25 protein-coding genes and 2 tRNA genes are annotated in these 22,349 nt (G+C 53.4%); 17 read left to right on the forward strand and 10 right to left on the reverse strand.

Annotated features, from left to right (window positions below):
• From GM298_RS15200 to phoH, 4 genes are all read left to right on the forward strand, one after another.
• Positions 1-242: FTR1 family protein (locus tag GM298_RS15200; protein WP_323138600.1), on the forward strand; the 242-nt coding region annotated here is incomplete at its 5' end.
• Positions 243-282: 40 nt separating this feature from the next.
• Positions 283-1,410, forward strand: a complete 1,128-nt coding sequence (gene efeO, locus GM298_RS15205; RefSeq protein ID WP_025755867.1) for an iron uptake system protein EfeO — start codon at positions 283-285, stop codon at positions 1,408-1,410.
• Between the two features lie 5 nt (positions 1,411-1,415).
• A complete protein-coding gene (gene efeB / locus GM298_RS15210) occupies positions 1,416-2,699 on the forward strand; it encodes an iron uptake transporter deferrochelatase/peroxidase subunit (protein ID WP_266154398.1) in 1,284 nt (427 codons plus the stop codon).
• A 500-nt stretch (positions 2,700-3,199) separates the two neighbouring features.
• A complete protein-coding gene (phoH, locus tag GM298_RS15215; RefSeq protein WP_024908976.1) occupies positions 3,200-3,988 on the forward strand; it encodes a phosphate starvation-inducible protein PhoH in 789 nt (262 codons plus the stop codon).
• A 293-nt stretch (positions 3,989-4,281) separates the two neighbouring features.
• Here phoH and GM298_RS15220 read toward each other — a convergent pair.
• The 3 genes from GM298_RS15220 to GM298_RS15230 form a co-directional block, all read right to left on the reverse strand.
• Positions 4,282-4,369: transfer RNA gene (locus tag GM298_RS15220), tRNA-Ser, on the reverse strand.
• A gap of 147 nt (positions 4,370-4,516) precedes the next feature.
• Positions 4,517-5,194 (reverse strand): isochorismatase family protein, encoded by a 678-nt coding sequence (locus tag GM298_RS15225; protein WP_025755865.1) that lies wholly within the window; start codon positions 5,192-5,194, stop codon positions 4,517-4,519.
• A gap of 14 nt (positions 5,195-5,208) precedes the next feature.
• Entirely contained in the window at positions 5,209-6,075 is an 867-nt protein-coding gene (locus GM298_RS15230; RefSeq protein ID WP_266154400.1) for a pirin family protein, read from the reverse strand.
• Between the two features lie 109 nt (positions 6,076-6,184).
• On the opposite strand from GM298_RS15230, the gene GM298_RS15235 reads away from it, so the two are divergent.
• A complete protein-coding gene (locus GM298_RS15235; RefSeq protein ID WP_266154403.1) occupies positions 6,185-7,090 on the forward strand; it encodes a LysR family transcriptional regulator in 906 nt (301 codons plus the stop codon).
• A 132-nt stretch (positions 7,091-7,222) separates the two neighbouring features.
• Here the strand turns inward: GM298_RS15235 and GM298_RS15240 are convergent.
• Positions 7,223-7,310, reverse strand: a tRNA-Ser gene (locus GM298_RS15240).
• Positions 7,311-7,542: 232 nt separating this feature from the next.
• Here GM298_RS15240 and ghrA point away from each other — a divergent pair.
• The 4 genes from ghrA to GM298_RS15260 all read left to right on the forward strand — a co-directional run bounded on the left by ghrA (position 7,543) and on the right by GM298_RS15260 (position 10,457).
• On the forward strand, positions 7,543-8,481 hold the full coding sequence (ghrA, locus tag GM298_RS15245; RefSeq protein WP_266154405.1) for a glyoxylate/hydroxypyruvate reductase GhrA: 939 nt from the start codon (positions 7,543-7,545) through the stop codon (positions 8,479-8,481).
• Between the two features lie 84 nt (positions 8,482-8,565).
• Positions 8,566-9,303 carry a phosphatase gene (locus GM298_RS15250; RefSeq protein WP_266154406.1) on the forward strand — a complete coding sequence of 246 codons (738 nt, stop codon included), beginning with the start codon at positions 8,566-8,568 and terminating at the stop codon, positions 9,301-9,303.
• Between the two features lie 20 nt (positions 9,304-9,323).
• Entirely contained in the window at positions 9,324-9,878 is a 555-nt protein-coding gene (locus GM298_RS15255; RefSeq protein ID WP_025755860.1) for a TorD/DmsD family molecular chaperone, read from the forward strand.
• Between the two features lie 96 nt (positions 9,879-9,974).
• A complete protein-coding gene (locus tag GM298_RS15260; protein WP_266154409.1) occupies positions 9,975-10,457 on the forward strand; it encodes a DUF1097 domain-containing protein in 483 nt (160 codons plus the stop codon).
• A 43-nt stretch (positions 10,458-10,500) separates the two neighbouring features.
• Here the strand turns inward: GM298_RS15260 and csgG are convergent, their stop codons facing one another.
• Genes csgG through csgD form a run of 4 tightly spaced genes read right to left on the reverse strand, consistent with a single transcriptional unit; the run spans position 10,501 to position 12,842 of the window.
• On the reverse strand, positions 10,501-11,334 hold the full coding sequence (gene csgG, locus GM298_RS15265; protein ID WP_025755858.1) for a curli production assembly/transport protein CsgG: 834 nt from the start codon (positions 11,332-11,334) through the stop codon (positions 10,501-10,503).
• Positions 11,335-11,360: 26 nt separating this feature from the next.
• Positions 11,361-11,774: a curli production assembly/transport protein CsgF gene (gene csgF, locus GM298_RS15270; RefSeq protein WP_025755857.1), complete on the reverse strand. Its 414-nt coding sequence runs from the start codon at positions 11,772-11,774 to the stop codon at positions 11,361-11,363.
• 23 nt (positions 11,775-11,797) lie between these two features.
• On the reverse strand, positions 11,798-12,187 hold the full coding sequence (gene csgE, locus GM298_RS15275) for a curli production assembly/transport protein CsgE (protein WP_025755856.1): 390 nt from the start codon (positions 12,185-12,187) through the stop codon (positions 11,798-11,800).
• 4 nt (positions 12,188-12,191) lie between these two features.
• Positions 12,192-12,842, reverse strand: a complete 651-nt coding sequence (gene csgD / locus GM298_RS15280) for a biofilm master transcriptional regulator CsgD (RefSeq protein ID WP_045284619.1) — start codon at positions 12,840-12,842, stop codon at positions 12,192-12,194.
• A 765-nt stretch (positions 12,843-13,607) separates the two neighbouring features.
• Between csgD and csgB the strand changes: the two genes are divergently transcribed.
• From csgB to ymdB, 5 genes are all read left to right on the forward strand, one after another.
• Positions 13,608-14,063, forward strand: coding sequence for a curli minor subunit CsgB (gene csgB, locus GM298_RS15285; protein ID WP_025755854.1), 456 nt, complete (start codon positions 13,608-13,610; stop codon positions 14,061-14,063).
• Positions 14,064-14,104: 41 nt separating this feature from the next.
• Entirely contained in the window at positions 14,105-14,560 is a 456-nt protein-coding gene (gene csgA / locus GM298_RS15290) for a curli major subunit CsgA (protein WP_025755853.1), read from the forward strand.
• A 61-nt stretch (positions 14,561-14,621) separates the two neighbouring features.
• Positions 14,622-14,954 carry a curli assembly chaperone CsgC gene (gene csgC, locus GM298_RS15295; protein WP_266154415.1) on the forward strand — a complete coding sequence of 111 codons (333 nt, stop codon included), beginning with the start codon at positions 14,622-14,624 and terminating at the stop codon, positions 14,952-14,954.
• Between the two features lie 160 nt (positions 14,955-15,114).
• Positions 15,115-15,435: a type 1 fimbrial protein gene (locus tag GM298_RS15300; protein ID WP_025755851.1), complete on the forward strand. Its 321-nt coding sequence runs from the start codon at positions 15,115-15,117 to the stop codon at positions 15,433-15,435.
• 106 nt (positions 15,436-15,541) lie between these two features.
• Entirely contained in the window at positions 15,542-16,084 is a 543-nt protein-coding gene (gene ymdB / locus GM298_RS15305; RefSeq protein ID WP_025755850.1) for an O-acetyl-ADP-ribose deacetylase, read from the forward strand.
• A gap of 34 nt (positions 16,085-16,118) precedes the next feature.
• On the opposite strand, the gene mdoC is transcribed toward ymdB, so the two are convergent.
• Positions 16,119-17,258 carry a glucans biosynthesis protein MdoC gene (gene mdoC, locus GM298_RS15310; protein ID WP_045285016.1) on the reverse strand — a complete coding sequence of 380 codons (1,140 nt, stop codon included), beginning with the start codon at positions 17,256-17,258 and terminating at the stop codon, positions 16,119-16,121.
• A 253-nt stretch (positions 17,259-17,511) separates the two neighbouring features.
• On the opposite strand from mdoC, the gene mdoG reads away from it, so the two are divergent.
• The 3 genes from mdoG (at position 17,512) to GM298_RS15325 (ending at position 21,898) form a co-directional block, all read left to right on the forward strand.
• Positions 17,512-19,065 (forward strand): glucans biosynthesis protein MdoG, encoded by a 1,554-nt coding sequence (gene mdoG, locus GM298_RS15315; RefSeq protein ID WP_032672403.1) that lies wholly within the window; start codon positions 17,512-17,514, stop codon positions 19,063-19,065.
• A complete protein-coding gene (gene mdoH, locus GM298_RS15320; protein ID WP_045285015.1) occupies positions 19,058-21,586 on the forward strand; it encodes a glucans biosynthesis glucosyltransferase MdoH in 2,529 nt (842 codons plus the stop codon). Before mdoG ends, mdoH begins: the two co-directional genes overlap by 8 nt.
• A gap of 84 nt (positions 21,587-21,670) precedes the next feature.
• Positions 21,671-21,898 carry a YceK/YidQ family lipoprotein gene (locus GM298_RS15325; RefSeq protein ID WP_024908995.1) on the forward strand — a complete coding sequence of 76 codons (228 nt, stop codon included), beginning with the start codon at positions 21,671-21,673 and terminating at the stop codon, positions 21,896-21,898.
• A gap of 6 nt (positions 21,899-21,904) precedes the next feature.
• Here GM298_RS15325 and GM298_RS15330 read toward each other — a convergent pair whose 3' ends face one another.
• On the reverse strand, positions 21,905-22,279 hold the full coding sequence (locus tag GM298_RS15330) for a MysB family protein (protein ID WP_008500834.1): 375 nt from the start codon (positions 22,277-22,279) through the stop codon (positions 21,905-21,907).
• Between the last annotated feature and the right edge of the window lie 70 nt (positions 22,280-22,349).

Genomic DNA, 22,349 nt, shown 5'->3' on the forward strand with positions numbered 1-22,349 from the left:
GGGCAATTCGCGCCTTCCATGAAGCAGGGCTGTGGAACCATTTCCAGGACGTGGCGTTTGACCTTAGCAACGTTCTCTCCACGCACTCGCTGACCGGCACCCTGCTCGAAGGTATCTTCGGTTACCAGGAAACGCCGAGCGTCAGCGAAGTGGCGATGTACTTTATTTATCTGGTTCCGGCGCTGGTGCTGTTTGCTCTGCCGCCGCGCACCGGCACGCAGGCGTCACGCGTTACGCCATAATTTTAGTTTTAGTTACAACATACTTTTAAAGGGAAGAGTCATGGCAATTCAGTTCCGTCGTAGTGCGTTATGCGCAGGCATTGCCGCGCTGTTCGCTTCTGCATTCTCCGCCTGGGGCGCGGATGTTCCTCAGGTTAAAGTGACCGTCAATGACAAACAGTGTGAGCCGATGACGCTCACGGTGAATAGCGGCAAAACCCAGTTCATTATTCAGAACCACAGCCAGAAAGCGCTGGAGTGGGAGATCCTGAAAGGGGTTCTGGTGGTGGAAGAGCGCGAAAACATCGCCCCTGGCTTCAGCCAGAAAATGACCGCTAACCTGCAGCCGGGCGAATATGAGATGACCTGCGGCCTGCTGACCAACCCGAAAGGAAAGCTCATCGTCAAAGGTGAAGCAACGGCCGATGCGGCGAAAGGCGCTGCGGTGCTGAGCCTGGGTGAGGCCATTACCGCGTATAAAGCGTATGTCACAAAAGAGACGGCGGACCTGGCGGCAGCAACCAAAGCCTTTACCGATGCGGTGAAAGCCGGTGACATCGAAAAAGCGAAATCCCTCTATGCGCCGACCCGTCAGCACTACGAGCGTATCGAACCGATTGCCGAGCTGTTCTCCGATCTGGATGGCAGCATTGATGCCCGCGAAGATGATTTCGAGCAGAAAGCCGCCGATCCAAAATTCACCGGTTTCCACCGTCTTGAGAAAGCCCTGTTCGGCGATAACACCACCAAAGGGATGGAGAAGTATGCCGACCAGCTGAACAGTGACGTGCTGGAGCTGCAAAAGCGCATCAGCGAGCTGGCCTTCCCACCGTCAAAAGTGGTGGGTGGCGCGGCCGGTCTGATTGAAGAAGTGGCCGCGAGCAAAATCAGCGGTGAAGAGGATCGCTACAGCCATACCGATCTGTGGGACTTCCAGGCTAACGTCGACGGCGCGCAGAAAATTGTTAACCTGCTGCGTCCTCAGCTGCAGAAAGAGAACGGCGAACTGCTGGCGAAAGTGGACGCCAACTTCAAAAAGGTCGACACCATTCTGGCGAAGTACCGTACCAAAGACGGCTTTGAAACCTACGACAAGCTGACCGATGCCGACCGTAACGCGCTGAAAGGCCCGATTACCGCCCTGGCGGAAGATCTCTCCCTGCTGCGCGGCGTACTGGGTCTGGACTAAGCACCATGAATAAGCATAACGAGAACGACGTGGCTGAGCCTTCCCGTCGTCGGTTGTTAAAAGGGGTCGGGGCGCTGGGTGGCGCCTTTGCCCTGGCAGGCGGCTGTCCGGTGGCGCATGCGGCGAAACCGCAAAGCGCGCCCGGCACGCTGCCACCCAATGCCCGCATGGAGACGCAGCCGTTTTATGGCGAGCATCAGGCTGGCATTCTGACTCCACAGCAGGCTTCCATGATGCTGGTGGCCTTTGATTCGCTGGCCAGCGATAAAGCTGACCTGGAGCGTCTGTTCCGCCTGCTGACCACGCGCATCGCGTTTCTCACGGCGGGGGGACCGGCTCCCGACACGCCGAACCCGCGGCTGCCGCCCATGGACTCCGGTATTCTGGGGCCGTTTATCGCCCCGGATAACCTGACCATTACCGTTTCGCTCGGGGAATCGCTGTTTGATGCGCGCTACGGGCTGGCAAAACAGAAGCCGAAAGCGCTGCAAAAAATGACGCGTTTCCCTAATGACTCGCTCGATGCCGCCCTCTGTCACGGCGATCTGCTCCTGCAGATCTGCGCCAATACGCAGGACACGGTGATCCACGCCCTGCGCGACATCATCAAGCACACGCCGGATCTGCTCAGCGTGCGCTGGAAGCGGGAAGGGTTTATCTCAGACCATGCCGCCCGCAGCAAAGGCAAGGAGACGCCTGTCAACCTGCTGGGCTTTAAGGACGGCACGGCTAACCCGGACAGCCAAAATGGTGCGCTGATGAAAGAGGTGGTGTGGGTGACTGCCGATCAGGGCGAGCCGGCATGGGCGGTCGGCGGAAGTTACCAGGCGGTGCGAATTATTCAGTTCCACGTTGAGTTCTGGGACCGTACGCCTCTCAAAGAGCAGCAGACGATCTTTGGTCGTGATAAGCAAAGCGGCGCACCGCTCGGCATGAAGAATGAGCATGACGTGCCCGACTACGCCAGCGATCCGAATGGCGATGTGATTGCGCTCGACAGCCATATTCGTCTGGCCAACCCGCGCACCAAAGAGACGCAGTCCAGCCTGATGATGCGCCGGGGATACAGCTACTCGCTCGGGGTGACCAACTCCGGTCAGCTCGATATGGGGCTGCTGTTCGTCTGCTACCAGCACGATCTCGAGAAGGGGTTCCTGACGGTACAGAAGCGCTTAAACGGCGAAGCGCTGGAAGAGTACATTAAACCTATCGGCGGCGGCTATTTCTTTGCTCTGCCAGGCGTGCGCGACCGCAACGCGTACCTCGCTCAGGGTCTGATTGAAGCCTGATAATTGTCCCCGCAACCGTTCGCGGGGACATTATTTTTTCATATGACTATCCTGCTGTTATATTTCTGTAATATTTCTGTATGAGACTGATTTCCACTGTAGGGACAGTCCTAAAAGTTGCATTCAGGTAAAATAAATGTTGCATTTATGATAACTCCTGATGTACTTAAGATAAGACAGCGGTAGTTCCCGGCAGTGATGCTGTATCACTATGGAGATCGCGAATGGTTGCGTCCTGTACTGGACAAGGTAAACATAACAACCGCAGCACCCGGCGCGGAGGCTCAGACTCCGGCAGCGATTTCCTCACCACTAAATTCTCCCCCATCCCTCAAGAATCTGATTCGACCGACGTGCAGAACGGTGCGCGTAGCTGTTCCGTATCGTCATCCGATAAAGCAAGCAATGGCTTACAAGGAAGCCAACCCTCTGATGTTCGTGCGCATAATCGTGCCGAAGCTGGCGCGTGTGATGAATACCAACAACTCAAGGTGCTATCCATGGGAAGACAAAAAGCAGTGATCAAAGCTCGTCGCGAAGCAAAACGTGTGCTGAGACGGGATTCACGTAGCCATAAACAGCGTGAAGAAGAATCGGTCACCTCGCTTGTGCAGATGAGTGGCGTAGAAGCAATTGGCATGGCCCGTGACAGCCGTGATAATTCTCCAATTGTGGCGCGCAATGAGGCTCAGGCGCACTACCTGAATGCTATCGAGAGTAAACAGCTCATCTTTGCAACCGGTGAAGCCGGATGCGGGAAAACCTGGATCAGTGCGGCCAAAGCGGCGGAAGCGCTGATCCATAAGGACGTGGAAAGAATCATTGTGACCCGTCCGGTACTGCAGGCTGATGAAGATCTCGGTTTCTTACCCGGAGATATTTCGGAGAAGTTTGCCCCGTACTTCAGGCCCGTCTATGACGTGCTGGTGAAACGTCTGGGCGCATCCTTTATGCAGTACTGCCTGCGACCAGAGATTGGCAAGGTGGAAATCGCGCCGTTCGCCTATATGCGCGGACGTACATTTGAAAATGCGGTCGTCATTCTTGACGAGGCTCAGAACGTGACCGCTGCGCAAATGAAGATGTTTTTAACGCGCCTCGGGGAGAACGTGACGGTTATCGTTAACGGCGATATTACCCAGTGTGACCTGCCGTCCGGCGTGAAATCCGGACTGAGCGACGCCATGTCACGTTTTGAGGAAGATGAAATGATTGGGGTGGTACGCTTTACCAAAGAGGATTGCGTGCGCTCGGCGCTCTGTCAGCGGACGCTGCAAGCGTATTACTGAATTTGCTGTTGTGTTCAAGGCCCGGGAAACCGGGCTTTGTTTTTTGTGCATTTATTCCCTCTCCCTTGGGGAGAGGGCCAGGGTGAGGGGCTCAGACCGCACCGAGCTGCATCTGGCTCCGGGGGGGATTGACTCGCTGCGCTCGCCCTGCGGGCAGCCTGTTCGCTGCGCTCTCAGTCTGTCCAACTGGCTGTCGCCAGTTGTCGAACCCCGGTCAGGGGTTCTCATCCCCCCAGAGGTGTGCAACATGCGAAAAAAAAGCCCGCATTTTCATGCGAGCTCTTCTTTAAAGATGGCGGTGAGGGGGGGATTCGAACCCCCGATACGTTGCCGTATACACACTTTCCAGGCGTGCTCCTTCAGCCACTCGGACACCTCACCATATTGTTTTGCTGCCTGACCGCTTGGGGGGCAACGGGGCGCTACTATAGGGAGTTGCGCTAACACGGTCAAGCAGATTTTCAGCTTTACAGCCTGTTCGGTTAAGCAATAATCAGCTCCACGGTTTTTACGCCGTGGAGCAGGGGATTAACGCTGTGAATCGAGCACTTCGCTGTTTTTAACCACTTCCTGTGCTTTGCCGTAGCTTTCGATCAGCAACTGATACGCCGGGAAGATATGGGTATACACTTCCGCCCACTCCGCTGCATCTTCGCGGTTCCATGTCCGCTGGATCTCTGAAGCTACCGCCGCCGTGTCCATCGGCACCACGCCAGCCTGTACCACACGCGCCAGGGTGATCTCTTGCGCCATTTTGCTGTAGGTACCGGAGGCATCAATTACCGCAAACACTTTATACCCGTCGGCAACCGCGCTGATTGACGGGAACGCCATGCAGACGCTGGTGATCGTGCCTGCAATAATCAACGTCTTGCGTCCCGTCGCTTTTACCGCCGCCACGAATTCCGGGTTATCCCAGGCGTTGATCTCACCTTTACGGGCAACATACTGCGCATGCGGCGCGTTGGCGTGGATCTCCGGGATCAGCGGCCCGTTCGGCCCTTGTGGGACAGACGCCGTGGTAATCACCGGGATCTTCGCCAGGGTAGCGATTTTTGCCAGCGCTGCCGCACGTGCACGCAGTTCCGGCATTGGCATATCCCCGACGGTCTGGAACAGACCACTCTGGTGGTCAATAAGCAACATCACCGCATCGTTAACATCAATGACCGGACGAGCGCCATTAAAATTGGCAGGTGTAGACATGTTCTTCTCCTATATTACGATCGGATCTGGCCGAAGCGGCCGGAATTGAAATCACGAATGGCTTCGTTGATTTCGGTTTTACTGTTCATCACAAACGGGCCATAGCCCACGATAGGTTCATTCAGTGGCTCACCCGCCATCAGCAGCACTTTGGCATCGCTGCTGGCTTCCAGGTGCAGCTTGTCGCCTTCCTGACTCAACACGACCAGCCGGGCTTCACCCGCCTGAGCGGTACCGTTCACCGAGATACTGCCTTCAAGTACGACCAGCGCTGTGCTCCAGCCTTCCGGCTGAGTGAACGTGACGTGACTGCCCTGATTCAGGGTGATGTCCCAGACGTTCAGCGGCGAAAAGGTGTGCGCCGGGCCGGTCACGTCGTTGTAATGACCGGCAATAACCCGCAGCGAGCCGCTGTTTTCGGGCAGCGTCACCACCGGAATATCGGCGTTGGTGATGCTCTGATAGCCTGGTGCGGCCATTTTGTCTTTCGCCGGCAGGTTGACCCAAAGCTGCATCATTTTCAGTTCCCCGCCTTTCTGCGCGAATGCGCTGGAGTGGAACTCCTCGTGCAGAATGCCTGCGCCTGCAGTCATCCACTGCACGTCGCCGGGGCCAATAACGCCGCCTTTCCCGGTGGAGTCGCGGTGCTCTACTTCGCCGGAATAGACGATGGTGACCGTTTCAAAACCCCGGTGTGGGTGCTGGCCGACGCCGCGCTTTGCGCCATCTGCCGGGAAGGTGTACGGGCCCGCGTAATCCAGCAGCAGGAACGGGCTGAGGGGCTCGCCGTGCGTTTGATAAGAGAACATTGAACGGACCGGGAAACCGTCGCCAACCCAGTGCTGACGAGGAGCGGTATAAACGCCTGTTACGTTTTTCATGATTTACTCCTGATGTTCTGTTGATGTAATTAGCTTATATTCAGCGTTAATATCCCGGTAGATAGTGAAAATGGCATTCACTGTTCTGAAATTGGAACGATGAGGATTTATGCAGGATCTCAATGACTTCGTCTGGTTTGTGAAAGTGGTCGACTACGGTGGCTTTGCGGCGGCGGGACGGGCGCTCGACCTGCCCAAGTCCAGGCTAAGCCGCCGGATAGCGCAGCTTGAAGAGCGGCTGGGCGTGCGGCTTATCCATCGCACAACCCGGCAGTTTACGGTGACCGAGGTCGGACAGACCTTCTATCAGCACTGTAAAGCGATGATGGTGGAGGCGGAGGCAGCGGAGGAAGCCGTGGCGGCGCTGCAGGCAGAACCGCGCGGTATCGTCAGGCTTACCTGTCCCGTCACCTTATTGCATGTGCATGTTGGCCCAATGCTGGCAAGATTTATGGCGCGCTATCCGGGGATCAACCTCCAGCTGGAAGCGACAAATCGGCGGGTCGATCTGGTAGGAGAGGGAATTGATGTGGCGATCCGCGTGCGTCCACGGCCGTTTGATGACAGCGATCTGGTGTTAAGGGTGCTGGCCGACAGGGGACATTGCCTGGTGGCAAGCCCGGCGCTGATTGCACGGCTGGGGAAACCGTCCATGCCGTCTGAACTCAGCGCCTGGCCTGGTTTAAGTATGGGTGAGGGTAAACACATCCATAAATGGACACTCTCCGGACCCGACGGGGCGAAAGCGGAGGTCCATTATTATCCCCGGTTGATCACCACGGACATGCTCGCGCTCCGTGAAGCCGCGATGGCAGGCATTGGCGTGGTGCAGTTGCCGATTTTGATGGTGAAGGATCAGCTGGCGTCCGGGGAGCTGGTTCGGGTACTTGAGGCATGGGAACCGCGACGGGAAGTGATTCATGCTGTTTATCCTTCCAGACGCGGGTTGCTGCCGTCTGTCAGGGCGCTGGTGGATTTTCTTACCGAAGAGTATGCGAAGATGGCGGAAGAGTAGCTTATTGTAGGTCGGGTAAGCGCAGCGCCACCCGACAAAAAGCGCGCAGGGAATTTCAAGGTTCGAATCCCCCCGTGGGGTGCAACATGCGAAAAAAAAGCCCGCATTTACATGCGAGCTCTTCTTTAAATATGGCGGTGAGGGGGGGATTCGAACCCCCGATACGTTGCCGTATACACACTTTCCAGGCGTGCTCCTTCAGCCACTCGGACACCTCACCATATTGTCATCCCGTTGTTGTCGGGACGGGCGCTAATGTAAGGAAAAGCTGAACTGCCGTCAACTCACTTTTTCAGTAATTTAGCGCGTTTAGACAAACTTCAGGCAACATGATTCTTAAATGTGCTGAAAGCGTCTTTTTTATCAGCAACACCCTCGTGCAATAAATTTGTTATGCTGACACTCCAGTTAAAAAGCAAAATAAATCAGCGCAATAAAAGGCAGGAATCACTATGGATATACTCTTTTATCACCCTACTTTTGATACGGCTTACTGGATCAAGGCGCTCACGGCGGCGATCCCCGGCGCACGCGTTCGCGAGTGGAAGCGGGGTGATAACGAACATGCAGACTATGCGCTGGTCTGGCATCCGCCGGTAGAAATGCTTCAGGGACGTAACCTGAAGGCCGTTTTTGCCCTGGGTGCCGGGGTGGATTCCATCCTGAGCAAACTGAAAGCGCACCCTGAAATGCTGCCGGAAGCCACACCTCTGTTCCGCCTGGAAGATACCGGAATGGGCCAGCAAATGCAGGAATACGCCGTGAGCCAGGTGCTGCACTGGTTCCGCCGCTTTGATGATTATCAGGTGTTTAAACAGCAAGCCCACTGGGAGCCGCTGCCGGAGTATCAGCGCGAGGATTTCACCATCGGCATTCTCGGTGCCGGTGTGCTGGGATCCAGAGTGGCTGAAGCCCTCGCCCCGTGGGGGTTCCCACTACGCTGCTGGAGCCGCAGCCGCAAGGATTATCCCGGCGTAGCGAGCTTTGCCGGAACCGATGAGCTCCCGGCTTTCCTGAAAGGCACACGAGTGCTCATCAATCTGCTGCCAAACACGGCGGAAACGGCAGGGATCATCAATGAAGCCTTGCTCAACCAGTTAGCTGATGAGAGCTACCTGATGAACCTGGCGCGCGGAGTGCATCTGGTCGAGCCGGATCTGCTGAAGGCGCTGGACAGCGGCAAGCTAAAAGGTGCCATGCTGGATGTCTACAGCCGTGAGCCGCTGCCGAAGGAGAGCCCGCTGTGGGCACATCCGCGTGTGGCGATGACCCCGCACGTGGCGGCCGTGACGCGCCCGGCTGAAGCGGTGGCCTATATATCCCATACCATCAGCGAACTGGAAAAAGGCAACGCGGTCACCGGCCAGGTCGACAGACAGCGTGGTTACTGAGAGAAACCCGGCGTTTGCCGGGTTTTTGCTAATATTCGCTGCTGATAACTGCTATCCTTTGGAAAAACCGCAGAGGAGAGAGAGATGTATCCCGTTGACCTGCATATGCACACCGTCGCCAGTACCCACGCGTATAGCAACCTCCATGATTATATCGCCCAGGCGAAGCTCAAAGGCATCACGCTTTTTGCGATCACCGATCATGGCCCGGATATGGCGGATGCGCCGCACTACTGGCATTTTGTGAATATGCGGATCTGGCCACGTCTGGTGGACGGCATCGGAATACTGCGCGGCATTGAGGCAAACATCAAAAACATCAACGGTGAAATCGACTGCACCGGCCCGATGCTGACCTCGCTTGATCTTATCCTTGCTGGTTTCCATGAACCGGTTTTTGCGCCTCAGGATAAAGAGACCAACACCGCGGCGATGATTGCCACCATTGCCAGCGGCAATGTGCATATTATCAGCCACCCGGGCAACCCGAAGTACCCGATTGATATTCAGGCTGTCGCACAGGCGGCAGCAGAACACCGCGTGGCGCTGGAAATTAACAACTCCTCCTTTGTTCACTCCCGTAAGGGCAGTGAAGCTAACTGTCGCGAAGTGGCGGCCGCCGTCCGTGATGCAGGTGGCATGGTGGCACTGGGTTCAGATTCCCATACCGCGTTCACGCTCGGTGACTTTAGCGAGTGCCTGAAAGTGCTGAATGACGTTGACTTCCCGGAAGCGCAAATCCTGAACGTCACCCCACGCCGCATGCTCGATTTCCTCGAGTCGCGCGGAATGCAGCCGATTGCCGAATTTGCCGATCTTTAATTGTGTAATGGAATAAAAAAATGAATGAGTTTTCCATCCTCTGCCGCGTGCTGGGTACGCTGTATTACCGTCAGCCACAAGACCCGCTGCTGGTTCCGCTCTTTACATTGATTCGTGAAGGGAAACTGGCGCAGAACTGGCCGCTGGAACAGGATGATCTACTGGAGCGTCTGCAAAAAAGCTGCGACATGCAGCAGATTGCGACGGATTATAATGCCCTTTTTGTGGGGGATGAGTGCCGCGTTTCGCCATACCGTTCTGCCTGGCAGGAAGGGGCAACGGAAGCGGAAGTCCGTGCTTTTCTCTCCACGCGTGGGATGCCTCTGACCGATACCCCTGCGGACCATATTGGTACGCTGCTGCTGGCCGCGTCCTGGATCGAGGACAACGCGGGGGATGATGAGAACGAAGCCATCGAAACCTTGTTCGAAACGTACCTGTTGCCGTGGGTCGGGACTTTCCTGGGTAAAGTCGAAGCGCATGCAACCTCGCCATTCTGGAGAGCGTTGGCACCGCTGACCCGCGATGCCATCGCGGCGATGTGGGATGAGCTGGAAGAAGAGAACGAAGAGTGATGCTCGTCACATAAATTCTGCAACTCTACATTTCAATTTGCACGTAATGTGCGGATGATCTCATTTCCATGGTGCGCTTCTGCTAAGATGCGCGCTATGAACATATTACTTTGTATCGCATTAACGACAGGCATTCTCTCCGGGCTGTGGGGGTGGGTGGCCGTGTCTCTCGGATTGCTCAGCTGGGCCGGGTTCCTCGGCTGTACGGCCTATTTCGCCTGCCCGCAGGGGGGCATAAAAGGGCTCTTTATCTCAGGTTGCACGCTGATGAGCGGTGTTATCTGGGCGTTGGTGATCATTAAAGGCAGCGCGCTGGCGCCGCATCTGGAGCTGCTGGGGTATATCATGACGGGTGTTGTCGCCTTCCTGATGTGCATCCAGGCTAAGCATCTGCTGCTTTCGTTCGTGCCGGGCACCTTTATGGGAGCGTGCGCGACGTTTGCAGGGCAGGGCGACTGGAAGCTGGTGGTCCCTTCGCTGCTGCTGGGGTTGCTGTTTGGCTATGCCATGAAAAACAGCGGACTTTGGCTGGCATCGAGGCGGGAAAAAGCGCAAAACGTCGCGACGGTGAGTGAATAAAAAAAGGCGAGATAATCATCTCGCCTTTTTTATTCGCTTCCTGTCAGGATTCCGGAGGTACTGACATATCGCGGTATTTCACCAGTATCGGGTTCTGGACGTCCGCTTTATTTTGCAGATCCCACAATCCGCGATCGATACCGTCGTTGATTAAGAAGATCACGCCGGTTTCAATGGCTGACATCAGGCACATCATGACCGGTTCGTTAGAGGTGTAGCCAATTTCACCTTCCAGCAAACGCTGGTAATCGATGAAGCGGAATACCCCTGCCTGCACTTCATAGGACAGGATGGTTTTGCTGGTATTCACCGAAGAGAGCACTTCACCCGTACTGACGTTGACCACACGCAGGTTAACGGCGATTTGGTCGAGCTGATACTGAGTATCCGCGCCGATACCGAAGTAACGCGCACCCGCACCACCTGATTTAACGTTACTTTCGTAACCAATAATCGATCCTTCAATCATTACGTTTGCCGCCGCCAGCGATTGCAGAGGCATACGGTTATTGTCCGCGACGGTGCCATTTTCCTGTGCGGCACGGATAATTTTGCGTTCATTTAACAGGTTCTGTAGCCCCTGGCGTTCCAGAGGAATAAACCAGTGTGAATCCTTGAGTGCGGTTACCAGCATCGCGGTGGCGCTTTGCGGCACAGCCGTGGAGAAGTTACTTGCCGGGTAAGGCTTGAACTGTCCGGTTTCATCCTGAATATTATATACGGAGACAAATATTTTCCCCGTCGGAGAAGGTAAATGCGTTAAATCACGATAACTCTGGGCCCGAGGCATTAAAGTGGGTTTTGCAGCTTCTTTAGGGGGAGCAGTTAAACAACCGCTCAATAAGCACACTGCAACAAATATCAGGAAGCGCTGCATGATCGTTGTCCTTATTTAGCTGTTGTTTAGAAGTCAGTTGAATTAGTTTGTAGACCGGAAACCTGAATGGTTGAGGTTTTACCGGTTTTACGATCGGTCACGTTCAACTGGAGCTGTCCATCCCTGTTCGCGATGTCGACAATAAAGTCGTTGGTCACCATTCGGCCGGGTTTGCCGGTATTGATGTTTGTCAGCAACCCGCCCAAAATCTGCGACTGGATAGCCTGCGTGAAGTTGTCCAGTGCGGACGGGGTATCCACGCCAAGATCCTTAAAGCTGGGATCTTTATAAGAGTTTTGCGCCTGAGCTTCATTCAACATGAACGCGCCGTTGTTAGGGTTACCCCCAAAGTTAGGGTTCCGGAACTGGAATGTCATGTTCCCGGCCCAGCTTAAGGGTGTTATTAGCATTATCGAAACAACTGCATATGCAATACGCATGACAGCCTCCGCATATCGGTTCGCTAGAACTCGTCTTTTGCTAAATCGCGGGTGCTTAATAGGGCTTTATCTATTTGCAGGCGATTAATAGCGTCTTCTGATTGGGCCAGCGCTAAGGCGACGTTTTTATCGAAGTCTATTTTCGTGGGGAATAAAAACGTTTGATAGATAACGGTCTGGTTCGCCGTTATTGTTATCCAACTTCCCCATCGTGCACTGGGCCGCTCGTTGATTGTTATATTTCCGGTGTAGGTACTGTCCCATTTATCACTGAAGGCGCGATAAAAATTGTGCCCGACAGAGGAAACAGTGTGGTCTGTTAACAATCCGGGAACTTCGACCTCGACGGCCTGAAGGTTCCCTGCAGCGAGGAGAAAGCCCGCTGCGGCAATCCAACTCACGGTGCGTTTCATGTGATTAACGCCTGAGGTTATCGTTTGCCCACGAAACAGCCTGAGTTCGGTTTTTAACAGCTATCTTCTTGAAAAGATTATAAAGGTGCGTCTTTACTGTATTTTCGCTGATAAATAACGAACGGGCGATTTCAATATTTGAAGCACCAATGCGTAATTTGTTCAGGATCTCTTTCTCACGGTGTGTGAGCAGTGCGGACTCTGAGCTGTTATAGCGATAATTGCCGGAATGCGTGATGAGATAGCTGGCAAGTTTTTGCGAAAAATAACATTCTCCGCGCAAAATACCCTGCAAGCCCTCTACCACCCGATCTTCTTCTTCAGTGACGTAGAACACGCCATTGATATGCGGCCAGCTTTCTATATCTCTGAAAGGATATTCATCAGGCGTATTCAACAATAGCACGCGGATATTGTTGTTTTTCCTGCTTAAAACATCCTGCCAGTAATGGATGAGCTTTTTATCAGCTTCCATCATATCAAACAGAATAATGCTGCCAGGGGCAATATCATCAAAAGAACGTTGAATATTATGCAATTTCCCGTTCAGTGATAACGATTGCTTTAAATGTTGTAATAACGCTGTCGCTTGCAAAGAAGGTTTTGTGATCAACAGTAATGTATGACCATGTAAACTATGGACTTCATTAAACATGATGAAACCCCGCTTTTTTTTTGGCACCTGGCAGCTGTCCTCCTGATTAAAAGAGGACTCCAGAAGTACTGACAGATGTTGCACTGCTGTGTGTAGAATCAAACCATAACCTCCACAGGGAGGTAAATATAAAACCAATTTCGTACATCTAATTTCAATCTAGCTTTTACGAAGTTTAAAGCAAGTGTTAAACGTGTAACAAAATGTAAAAATCAATATTAATTTGTTAAATCAGGATGTGTGAAATGATTCGATTTGATACAAAAGTTGTACATGTGAATATGGCTGCACAGATTTTAAAAATCATACAAATATTTTTATCTCATTGAATTTAGTCGTTATCTTTTATTTTTTGAATGCTGAGTTCAGGTATGAGTGACGGGATGTTTCTAATCCTTTAAATGAATGACTTTCCGACTTAAGAAAACACGTGTCGTGTCACGCACTATGACAAAATGTTCTTTTGCCGTTGCGTTTAAACAATGCGGGGGGCAGTGTGGAGAGCCTTCCTGCCGTTGTTCAATCGCCTCTGTAAAGGGAGTGAATAAAAAAATAAGCTGGCCTGTTTAAAGTGTTTTTTGCCGGAAATTACAACTTTGTGGTGATCTGATAAATAAAAATAAGCCGCGCGGGTGAGATATTTAAAATGTTTCAGCGGACATACTCTTCACCGTAACGACGCGTTAACACAAAACGAGTCGCTTTAACAAATATCCATGTTACATGGTTATGAAATGATTTAATAACCAGGTCCAGGGTGACAACATGAAAAACACATCGTTATTTATGATGTTTACATTACTGGGTGCGCCTGGATTTGTAACCGCAGCAAATTCAGATTTAGCCAGGGCTGAATATAACTTTGCGGTTAATGAATTAAGCCTTTCATCATTAAATCAGGCAGCCATTATTGGTCAGCGGGGCGTATCAAATGACGCTCAGGTTCGCCAGGACGGTTCAAAATTACTGTCCATTGTTTCCCAGGAAGGGGGAGGTAACAGGGCGCGGGTTGATCAATCAGGGACTTATAATTTTGCGTATATCGCTCAGAGCGGCTTCGCGAATGATGCTGATATTACGCAAGACGGATATGGTAATAGTGCGAAAATTATCCAGAAAGGGTCGGGTAATAGAGCAAGCATCACGCAGTACGGTACACAGAAAACCGCAGTTGTAGTGCAAAAACAGTCGCAAATGGCCATTCGCGTTATTCAACGTTAGTTATTCGCGGCGACTTAAATCAATCCGATGGGGGTTTTACCATGAAATTTATCAAAGTGGCAGCTCTTGCAGCAATCGTAGTTTCTGGTAGTGCTATGGCTGGTCTTATTGATCAAGGTGGCTGGGGTCACGGACACGGTCATGGTCACGGCGGTTATGGCCCAAATTCAACCCTGAATATTTACCAGAGCGGTGGCGGTAACTCAGCGGTCGCCTTGCAGACTAATGCCAGAAATTCAACTCTGTCTATTAGCCAGAGTGGTGGCGGTAATGGCGCGGATGTTGGACAAGGCTCTGACGACAGCACCATTTCCCTGACCCAGAATGGTTTTGCCAACAGCGCAACGCTTGATCAGTGGAACAGTCACGACTCAACAATGAATGTTAGCCAGTACGGTGGATTTAACGGCGCGCTTGTTGATCAGACTGCCTCTAATTCTACCGTCAATGTTACCCAGATTGGTTTAGGTAACCACGCATCAGCTTATCAGTATTAATACTGAAATCTGTGCTACAAAAAAACAGGGCGTGCGCCCTGTTTTTTTTCGGGAGTTCATCATGAATACCTTAATTCTTCTTGCCGCGCTTTCCAGCCAGATAACCTTTAAAACGTCTTTGCAGGACAATATGACCACCATTATTCCGCAGGTCATGCTGACGGAGTCGTGTGATTGTCAGGTTCAGATTATCGCCGTGCGGGAAGGGCAGGGGGGTCAGAGTACTTCCCGGCAGCAAAATACACTTTTTATACCCGCTAATCAGACGATTGATTTAACGCGGTTGAGTTTAAATATTAACGCAGGAGACACGGTCAACATTGTAGTCACCGTTTCTGATGGTAAATCGATTCATCTATCGCAGCAGTGGTCTCCCCCGGGGAGCGCGCTTTAATTATTTATAAAATCAATGCGTTGTGAATGTGGCGGGGCTGTGCCGTTGAGCTATGCTGATATCAGGAACCTGGCCGTTATGTTCCGTAACGTGAAACTTCGTTTGCCCTAACGAAGCGCGTTTGCCCCTCAAGGACGATTTTCATTGAGGAGTATTTATAATGCACAACGCTTTCGCTCAACTCGCGACAGGTCTGGGCCTGATCGTCTCTGCTTTTAGTCTTCCGGCTTATTCGACCACTATTGTTGATGGCGGTGTCATTCATTTTCGCGGGGCCATTGTGGCAGACCCCTGTGAAGTTACAGCGCAGCAGCGTCAATTTGCCATGTCATGTCCGGATAATAACCGGATGCAAACCCGGATGGTCAGCTATGAAGAGGCGCTTAATGGCAAGGTGGCCGATTCAAATCTGGCGACGCTCCATATGAAATACCTTAACCCTGAAAAAACGCTCGCCGTTGTTGAAATCCAGTATCGCTAATGCCTGCTATTTCGCTTTACCGCGAAAGAGGATTTTTTCTGATAGTTTTTTCTCCCGGACGCCTCTGCGATACACTTAAGAAAAAGGCGGGTTGCAGAGGGGCTTTATGAAACCGCAAATAGACGTTATTCATGGCGATATCACGACAATGCATGTCGATGTCATCGTCAATGCGGCCAACCCCTCCCTGATGGGGGGAGGCGGTGTGGACGGGGCTATCCACCGGGCTGCCGGACCGCAGTTACTGGAAGCCTGTAAAATCGTGCGGCAGCAGCAGGGCGAATGTCCTCCCGGCCATGCGGTCATCACCCTCGCGGGCAATCTGCCTGCCAGAGCGGTGATTCACGCGGTTGGGCCTGTCTGGCACGGTGGTGACCAGCACGAAGCGAGTATTCTGGAAGAGGCTTACCGAAACTGTCTGCGGCTGGCCGCCGACAACGGCTATAAAACCATGGCGTTCCCGGCCATCAGTACCGGTGTGTATGGCTATCCGAAAGCTGCCGCTGCGACTATCGCCGTCGAAACCGTTTATCGCTATCTGTCGCTTAAGCCGATGCCTGAGAAAGTGTTCTTTGTCTGTTTCGATGAAGAAACCACGCACCTGTATCAACGGTTGCTGACCCAGCGCGGGCAGGAACTGGACACCTGAAACACACGCGGCGCACTCAGTGCGCCGCGTGTGTTTATGCCGCTTTCGTCTGCGGTTTTCCGGAAAAGAGGAAACGCAGGAGCGGGATCCGCAGGTGAATTTCGTAGAGCACAATCGCAATCCCCACCACAAAGACCAGCCCGGTAAAGAAGCCCAGCGTGTTGGACGCGATATGCGGTGTGATATAAGCCCCGAAGAACAGCGTTAAGGGGTGATGCACCAGATAGATAAACAGTGACGCGTTGACAAAGTAGGTTACGCGGCTGGACTTGAAGTTCAGCAAACGGTGTCCCAGCGCGAAGACCACGTTTACCATCCACAGGCCCAGCAGCATAGTGATGACGCTCTCCGTCTCATACATCCAGGCGTCGCCGCTACCGTAGCGCTGGTTCAGCAGATAGGCCACGAACGCGAGGGCGGACCCCAGCGCACACCACGGTGATGGGGTGGTAAACAGCAATTTAAGTTTCGGATGAATAAAGGCAAGTGCGCCGATTAAAAAGAACGGTATGTAGAACAGCGATTGCATCACCACAAAATTAAATAACCCGTCACTCAGAATTGGCGGATAGACGATAAACAGGGTACGTCTTACCGCGGCATAGGCGATCCCCAACAGCAAAAAGAGCACGGACAGTTTGCCCATGGTCAGGTTGGCGAAAAAGGTGTCGGCTTTATGGCTCAAATGATGGCGCAGGCGGCTGAAAATAACCAGACTGACCGTTGTGAGTACCACCAGGACCAGCAGGAACCACAGGTGAGAGACCAGCTCCCAGACCAGCGTATTGTACTTCTCATACAGTGACAGATTCGGCCAGTTCTCCGCCTTGCCTTTGACGTATTGCAACATGATGAACTGCGGCAGCGTCAGCAGCGGGATGGCGGTCAGCATGGGTATCCCCACGCGCTCCACGCGCACTTTCCACCAGCGCTTGAGCGGATATCGCAGAAACAGCATGTAAGAGAAATAGCCGGAAATGACAAAAAACACCTGCATACGGAAGGCGTGAATAAAGTCATTAAACAGCGTCAGCCACCAGGAGGGCATTGGGCTATTAACATGCCAGGTGTGGCTGGAGTAAATCAGTGAAATGTGAAAAGGGATCCCCAATAGCATCAGCCATGCCCGGATCGAGTCGAGGAAATATTCACGTTCTGTAGGTGTTGTGCTCATATAACGTTGTGCATTCTCAGACTTTTCGTCTTATCCCTAAGACTCATAATGGTTACATTCGAAGCCAACCCTACACCAAGACCGACACCCTGTCTCCAGGATAAGCACGCAAAGTGAATAGAGGGTTCTTTCATTGCTTAATCCATGAGCCAGCAGCTGAACAAAGCAGTGATAATGTTGTCGGATTGCCTGAGTTTCCATTAAAATGGATCGGATCGATATAAGCACACAAAGGGGGAAGTGCTTACTTATTATGAAACATAAACCACAGATGATGAAAATGCGTTGGTTAGGTGCTGCAGTGGTGTTATCACTGTATACCTCATCGGCACTGGCCTTTAACATCGACGATGTCGCAAAACAGGCAAAATCGATGGCAGGCAAGAGCTACGAAGCGCCGAAAAGTAACTTGCCCTCCGTTTTCCGCGACATGAAGTATGCGGACTATCAGCAGATCCAGTTCAATCACGACAAAGCGTACTGGAGCAATATTAAAACCCCGTTCAAGCTTGAATTTTATCATCAGGGTATGTACTTCGACACGCCTGTTGCCATCAATGAAGTGACGGCGACAGCGGTACGTAAGATCAAATACAGCCCGGATTACTTCAATTTTGGCAATGTGCAACACGACAAAGATACGGTGAAAGACCTGGGCTTCGCAGGCTTCAAGGTGCTTTACCCGATCAACAGCAAAGATAAAAACGACGAAATCGTCAGCATGCTTGGCGCCAGCTATTTCCGCGTGATTGGCGCGGGGCAGGTGTACGGGCTTTCTGCGCGCGGCCTGGCCATTGATACCGCGCTGCCATCAGGTGAAGAATTCCCGCGTTTCCGTGAGTTCTGGATTGAACGTCCAAAACCAACGGACAAACGTCTGACCATCTATGCGCTGCTGGATTCCCCACGTGCAACCGGGGCTTATCGCTTTGTGATTATGCCGGGCCGTGACACGGTGGTTGACGTTCAGTCTAAAGTTTACCTGCGCGATAAAGTGGGCAAACTGGGCGTTGCGCCGCTGACCAGTATGTTCCTGTTTGGGCCGAACCAGCCGTCGCCGGCAACCAACTTCCGCCCGGAACTGCACGACTCCAACGGTCTGTCTATTCATGCCGGTAACGGTGAGTGGATTTGGCGTCCGCTGAACAACCCGAAACATCTGGCCGTGAGCAGCTACGCGATGGAAAACCCGCAAGGTTTTGGCCTGCTGCAGCGTGGTCGTCAGTTCTCCCGCTTTGAAGATTTGGACGATCGCTACGATCAGCGTCCAAGCGCCTGGGTCACGCCAAACGGTGACTGGGGTAAAGGTAAGGTTGAGCTGGTTGAGATTCCAACCAACGACGAAACCAACGATAACATCGTGGCTTACTGGACGCCGGATCAACTGCCGGAAGCCGGTAAAGAGATGAACTTCAAGTACACCATCACCTTCAGCCGCGACGAAGATAAGCTGCATGCGCCGGATAACGCGTATGTGATGCAGACTCGCCGTTCAACGGGTGACGTGAAGCAGTCTAATCTTATTCGCCAACCTGACGGTACCGTGGCCTTCGTCGTGGACTTCACAGGCCAGGATATGAAGAAACTGTCGCCGGATACCGCCGTTGCCGCTCAGGCCAGCATCGGTGATAACGGTGAAATCGTTGAGAACACCGTGCGTTACAACCCGGTAACGAAAGGCTGGCGTCTGACCCTGCGCGTGAAAGTGAAAGATCCGAAACAGACCACTGAAATGCGTGCTGCGCTGGTCAGTAACGATCAGCCGCTGAGTGAAACCTGGAGCTATCAGCTACCTGCCAATGAATAATACATCTGAATATATTGATGCCATGCCGCTGACGGATATTGAGAAAGCGGCACTGCCTGAGAGCAACATTCGCGCGGTTCACGCCGCGCTGGATGGTGAACATCGTCAGTTTTCCCGTGATGATGATACGCCGCTGGGGTCAGTAAAGGCGCGTCTGGAGCAGGCATGGCCAGACTCGCTGGCAGAAGGGCAGTTGATTAAAGACGACGAAGGACGCGATCAGCTTCAGGCAATGCCGAAGGCGACCCGTTCCTCGATGTTCCCTGATCCCTGGCGCACCAACCCGGTTGGCCGCTTCTGGGATCGCCTGCGCGGGCGTGATGTCACGCCGCGCTATCTGTCACGCCTGACGAAAGAAGAGCAGGCGTCCGAACAGAAATGGCGTACCGTGGGGACTATCCGTCGCTATATCCTGCTGCTGCTGACGCTGGCACAGACGGTCGTCGCGACCTGGTATATGAAAACCATCCTGCCTTACCAGGGCTGGGCGTTTATCAACCCGACGGACATGATGGGCCAGGATCTCTGGGTCTCCTTCATGCAGCTGCTGCCGTACATCCTGCAGAGCGGCATCCTCCTGCTGTTCGCCGTCCTCTTCTGCTGGGTCTCGGCCGGTTTCTGGACCGCACTGATGGGCTTCCTGCAACTGCTGATGGGGCGTGACAAATACAGCATTTCGGCGTCAACGGTCGGGGATGAACCCCTCAATCCTGAGCACCGTACTGCGCTGATTATGCCTATCTGTAACGAAGACGTTGACCGCGTGTTTGCGGGCCTGCGTGCTACCTGGGAGTCCGTAAAGGCGACCGGCAACGCGGAGCATTTCGACGTTTACATCCTGAGCGACAGCTACAACCCGGATATCTGCGTGGCAGAACAAAAAGCGTGGATGGAGCTGATTGCGGAAGTGCAGGGCGAAGGTCAAATCTTCTACCGTCGTCGCCGTCGTCGTGTGAAGCGTAAAAGCGGTAACATCGATGACTTCTGCCGCCGCTGGGGTAACCAGTACAGCTACATGGTGGTGCTGGATGCGGACTCCGTCATGAGCGGCGACTGCCTGAGCGGGCTGGTGCGCCTGATGGAAGCCAACCCGAACGCGGGTATCATTCAGTCTTCGCCAAAAGCGTCAGGTATGGACACGCTGTATGCGCGCTGTCAGCAGTTTGCGACGCGTGTTTATGGACCGTTGTTCACGGCGGGTCTGCACTTCTGGCAGCTGGGTGAATCCCACTACTGGGGTCACAACGCCATTATCCGCGTGAAGCCGTTCATCGAACACTGTGCGCTGGCGCCGCTGCCGGGTGAGGGGTCGTTTGCCGGCTCTATCCTGTCGCACGACTTCGTGGAAGCGGCGCTGATGCGTCGTGCTGGCTGGGGCGTCTGGATTGCCTACGACCTGCCGGGATCCTACGAAGAGCTGCCGCCGAACCTGCTGGACGAGCTCAAGCGTGACCGCCGCTGGTGTCATGGTAACCTGATGAACTTCCGTCTGTTCCTGGTTAAAGGGATGCACCCGGTTCACCGTGCGGTGTTCCTGACGGGCGTGATGTCTTATCTCTCGGCACCGCTGTGGTTCATGTTCCTTGCGCTGTCGACTGCGCTGCAGGTCGTTCATGCCCTGACGGAGCCGCAATACTTCCTGCAACCGCGCCAGCTGTTCCCGGTGTGGCCGCAGTGGCGTCCGGAGCTGGCGATTGCGCTGTTTGCCTCCACCATGGTGCTGCTGTTCCTGCCTAAGCTGCTCAGTATCATTCTGATCTGGTGCAAAGGCTCGAAAGAGTACGGCGGTTTCTTCCGCGTGACCCTTTCACTGCTGCTGGAAGTGCTGTTCTCCGTGCTGCTGGCACCGGTGCGTATGCTGTTCCACACCGTGTTTGTGGTCAGCGCGTTCCTGGGGTGGGAAGTGGTCTGGAATTCACCGCAGCGTGATGACGACTCCACGCCGTGGAGTGAAGCCTTTATGCGTCACGGTTCTCAGCTGCTGCTGGGGCTGGTATGGGCGGCCGGGATGGCCTGGCTGGATCTGCGCTTCCTGTTCTGGCTGGCGCCGATCGTCTTCTCGCTGATCCTGTCGCCGTTTGTGTCCGTCATCTCCAGCCGTGCAACGGTGGGGCTGCGTACTAAACGCTGGAAACTGTTCCTGATCCCGGAAGAGTATTCCCCGCCGCAGGTGCTGGTGGATACCGACACCTATCTGGAGCAGAACCGCAACCGCTCGCTGGATGACGGCTTCATGCACGCTGTGTTTAACCCGTCATTCAACGCCCTGGCCACGGCAATGGCGACCGCGCGTCACCGCGCCAGCAAGGTGCTGGAGATTGCCCGCGATCGTCACGTTGAGCAAGCACTGAACGAGACCCCGGAAAAACTCAACCGCGACCGTCGTCTGGTGCTGTTGAGCGACCCGGTCACGATGGCGCGTCTTCACTATCGGGTGTGGTCTGCTCCGGAGAGATACTCTTCGTGGGTAAACTACTATAAAGAACTGAAACTGAACCCGCTGGCGTTGAAGGCGAAGTAAGTTGTTAACCAGGGCGGGTAAGCGAAGCGTCGCCCGCCAGATAAAATACCGGCTTAATCGCCGGTATTTTTTTAGAGGTCGCCCATGAGAATCATTATCGTCGTCATGATGGCATGCCTGCTTAGTGGCTGCGGCAGTATCATCAGCCGCACCATCCCAGGGCAAGGTCACGGCAATCAGTATTACCCGGGCGTGAAATGGGATCTTCGTGATTCCGCATGGCGCTACCTCACTGTGCTCGATCTGCCGTTTTCGCTGATTTTCGACACGCTGTTGCTGCCCATCGATGCCAGCCACGGCCCTTATGAGTAGCGTAAATTAACGCTCGTCCCATTCGTCAGCCGCGGTTTGTCCTTCTTCCGTATCCAGCGGCGGTTCGAGCTGAAATTCGCCCTCATCCCATTCATGCAGGGTGTTTTCTTCCAGCCATTCCTGCCGTAACTCGATTTCATCGTAGTCGCCATCAAAGACGGCCTGCGCACCTTCACCGCTCAGGACTGGCAAACATTCCCCTTCTTCACCTTCATCGGCAAAAAATTCGGCCTGCCACATAATATCCCCATCCTGCAGAACGTATTTTTGGATATTAAGTTGTTGCACGTCAGCATCTTCTTCCTCAACGCCGGGATTGTCGGCGAGGAACTCTTCGCGAGCGGCATCAATAGCTTCTTCCAGCGTGGCGTACATGGTCATTGGTGTCTCCCTGTTTTCCTGAAGGTTTAAGGGAAAGAATAGCTGAATATCAGATTCTGCAAGTATGAAT

This window comes from Enterobacter sp. HSTU-ASh6 (assembly GCF_026319105.1).
Taxonomy (GTDB): domain Bacteria; phylum Pseudomonadota; class Gammaproteobacteria; order Enterobacterales; family Enterobacteriaceae; genus Enterobacter; species Enterobacter sichuanensis.

Excerpts from the sequence above, each read along its gene's own strand:
- ghrA (WP_266154405.1), top strand. The coding sequence starts at position 7,543 with ATGGATATACTCTTTTATCACCCTACTTTTGATACGGCTTACTGGATC.
- mdoH (WP_045285015.1), top strand. The coding sequence starts at position 19,058 with ATGAATAATACATCTGAATATATTGATGCCATGCCGCTGACGGATATT.
- GM298_RS15225 (WP_025755865.1), bottom strand. The coding sequence starts at position 5,194 with ATGTCTACACCTGCCAATTTTAATGGCGCTCGTCCGGTCATTGATGTT.
- efeO (WP_025755867.1), top strand. The coding sequence starts at position 283 with ATGGCAATTCAGTTCCGTCGTAGTGCGTTATGCGCAGGCATTGCCGCG.
- ymdB (WP_025755850.1), top strand. The coding sequence starts at position 15,542 with ATGAAACCGCAAATAGACGTTATTCATGGCGATATCACGACAATGCAT.
- mdoG (WP_032672403.1), top strand. The coding sequence starts at position 17,512 with ATGAAACATAAACCACAGATGATGAAAATGCGTTGGTTAGGTGCTGCA.
- csgE (WP_025755856.1), bottom strand. The coding sequence starts at position 12,187 with ATGAAACGCACCGTGAGTTGGATTGCCGCAGCGGGCTTTCTCCTCGCT.
- GM298_RS15330 (WP_008500834.1), bottom strand. The coding sequence starts at position 22,279 with ATGACCATGTACGCCACGCTGGAAGAAGCTATTGATGCCGCTCGCGAA.
- phoH (WP_024908976.1), top strand. The coding sequence starts at position 3,200 with ATGGGAAGACAAAAAGCAGTGATCAAAGCTCGTCGCGAAGCAAAACGT.
- csgC (WP_266154415.1), top strand. The coding sequence starts at position 14,622 with ATGAATACCTTAATTCTTCTTGCCGCGCTTTCCAGCCAGATAACCTTT.
- efeB (WP_266154398.1), top strand. The coding sequence starts at position 1,416 with ATGAATAAGCATAACGAGAACGACGTGGCTGAGCCTTCCCGTCGTCGG.
- GM298_RS15255 (WP_025755860.1), top strand. The coding sequence starts at position 9,324 with ATGAATGAGTTTTCCATCCTCTGCCGCGTGCTGGGTACGCTGTATTAC.
- GM298_RS15260 (WP_266154409.1), top strand. The coding sequence starts at position 9,975 with ATGAACATATTACTTTGTATCGCATTAACGACAGGCATTCTCTCCGGG.
- GM298_RS15250 (WP_266154406.1), top strand. The coding sequence starts at position 8,566 with ATGTATCCCGTTGACCTGCATATGCACACCGTCGCCAGTACCCACGCG.
- csgG (WP_025755858.1), bottom strand. The coding sequence starts at position 11,334 with ATGCAGCGCTTCCTGATATTTGTTGCAGTGTGCTTATTGAGCGGTTGT.
- GM298_RS15230 (WP_266154400.1), bottom strand. The coding sequence starts at position 6,075 with ATGAAAAACGTAACAGGCGTTTATACCGCTCCTCGTCAGCACTGGGTT.
- csgB (WP_025755854.1), top strand. The coding sequence starts at position 13,608 with ATGAAAAACACATCGTTATTTATGATGTTTACATTACTGGGTGCGCCT.
- csgF (WP_025755857.1), bottom strand. The coding sequence starts at position 11,774 with ATGCGTATTGCATATGCAGTTGTTTCGATAATGCTAATAACACCCTTA.
- mdoC (WP_045285016.1), bottom strand. The coding sequence starts at position 17,258 with ATGAGCACAACACCTACAGAACGTGAATATTTCCTCGACTCGATCCGG.
- GM298_RS15235 (WP_266154403.1), top strand. The coding sequence starts at position 6,185 with ATGCAGGATCTCAATGACTTCGTCTGGTTTGTGAAAGTGGTCGACTAC.
- GM298_RS15300 (WP_025755851.1), top strand. The coding sequence starts at position 15,115 with ATGCACAACGCTTTCGCTCAACTCGCGACAGGTCTGGGCCTGATCGTC.
- csgD (WP_045284619.1), bottom strand. The coding sequence starts at position 12,842 with ATGTTTAATGAAGTCCATAGTTTACATGGTCATACATTACTGTTGATC.
- csgA (WP_025755853.1), top strand. The coding sequence starts at position 14,105 with ATGAAATTTATCAAAGTGGCAGCTCTTGCAGCAATCGTAGTTTCTGGT.
- GM298_RS15325 (WP_024908995.1), top strand. The coding sequence starts at position 21,671 with ATGAGAATCATTATCGTCGTCATGATGGCATGCCTGCTTAGTGGCTGC.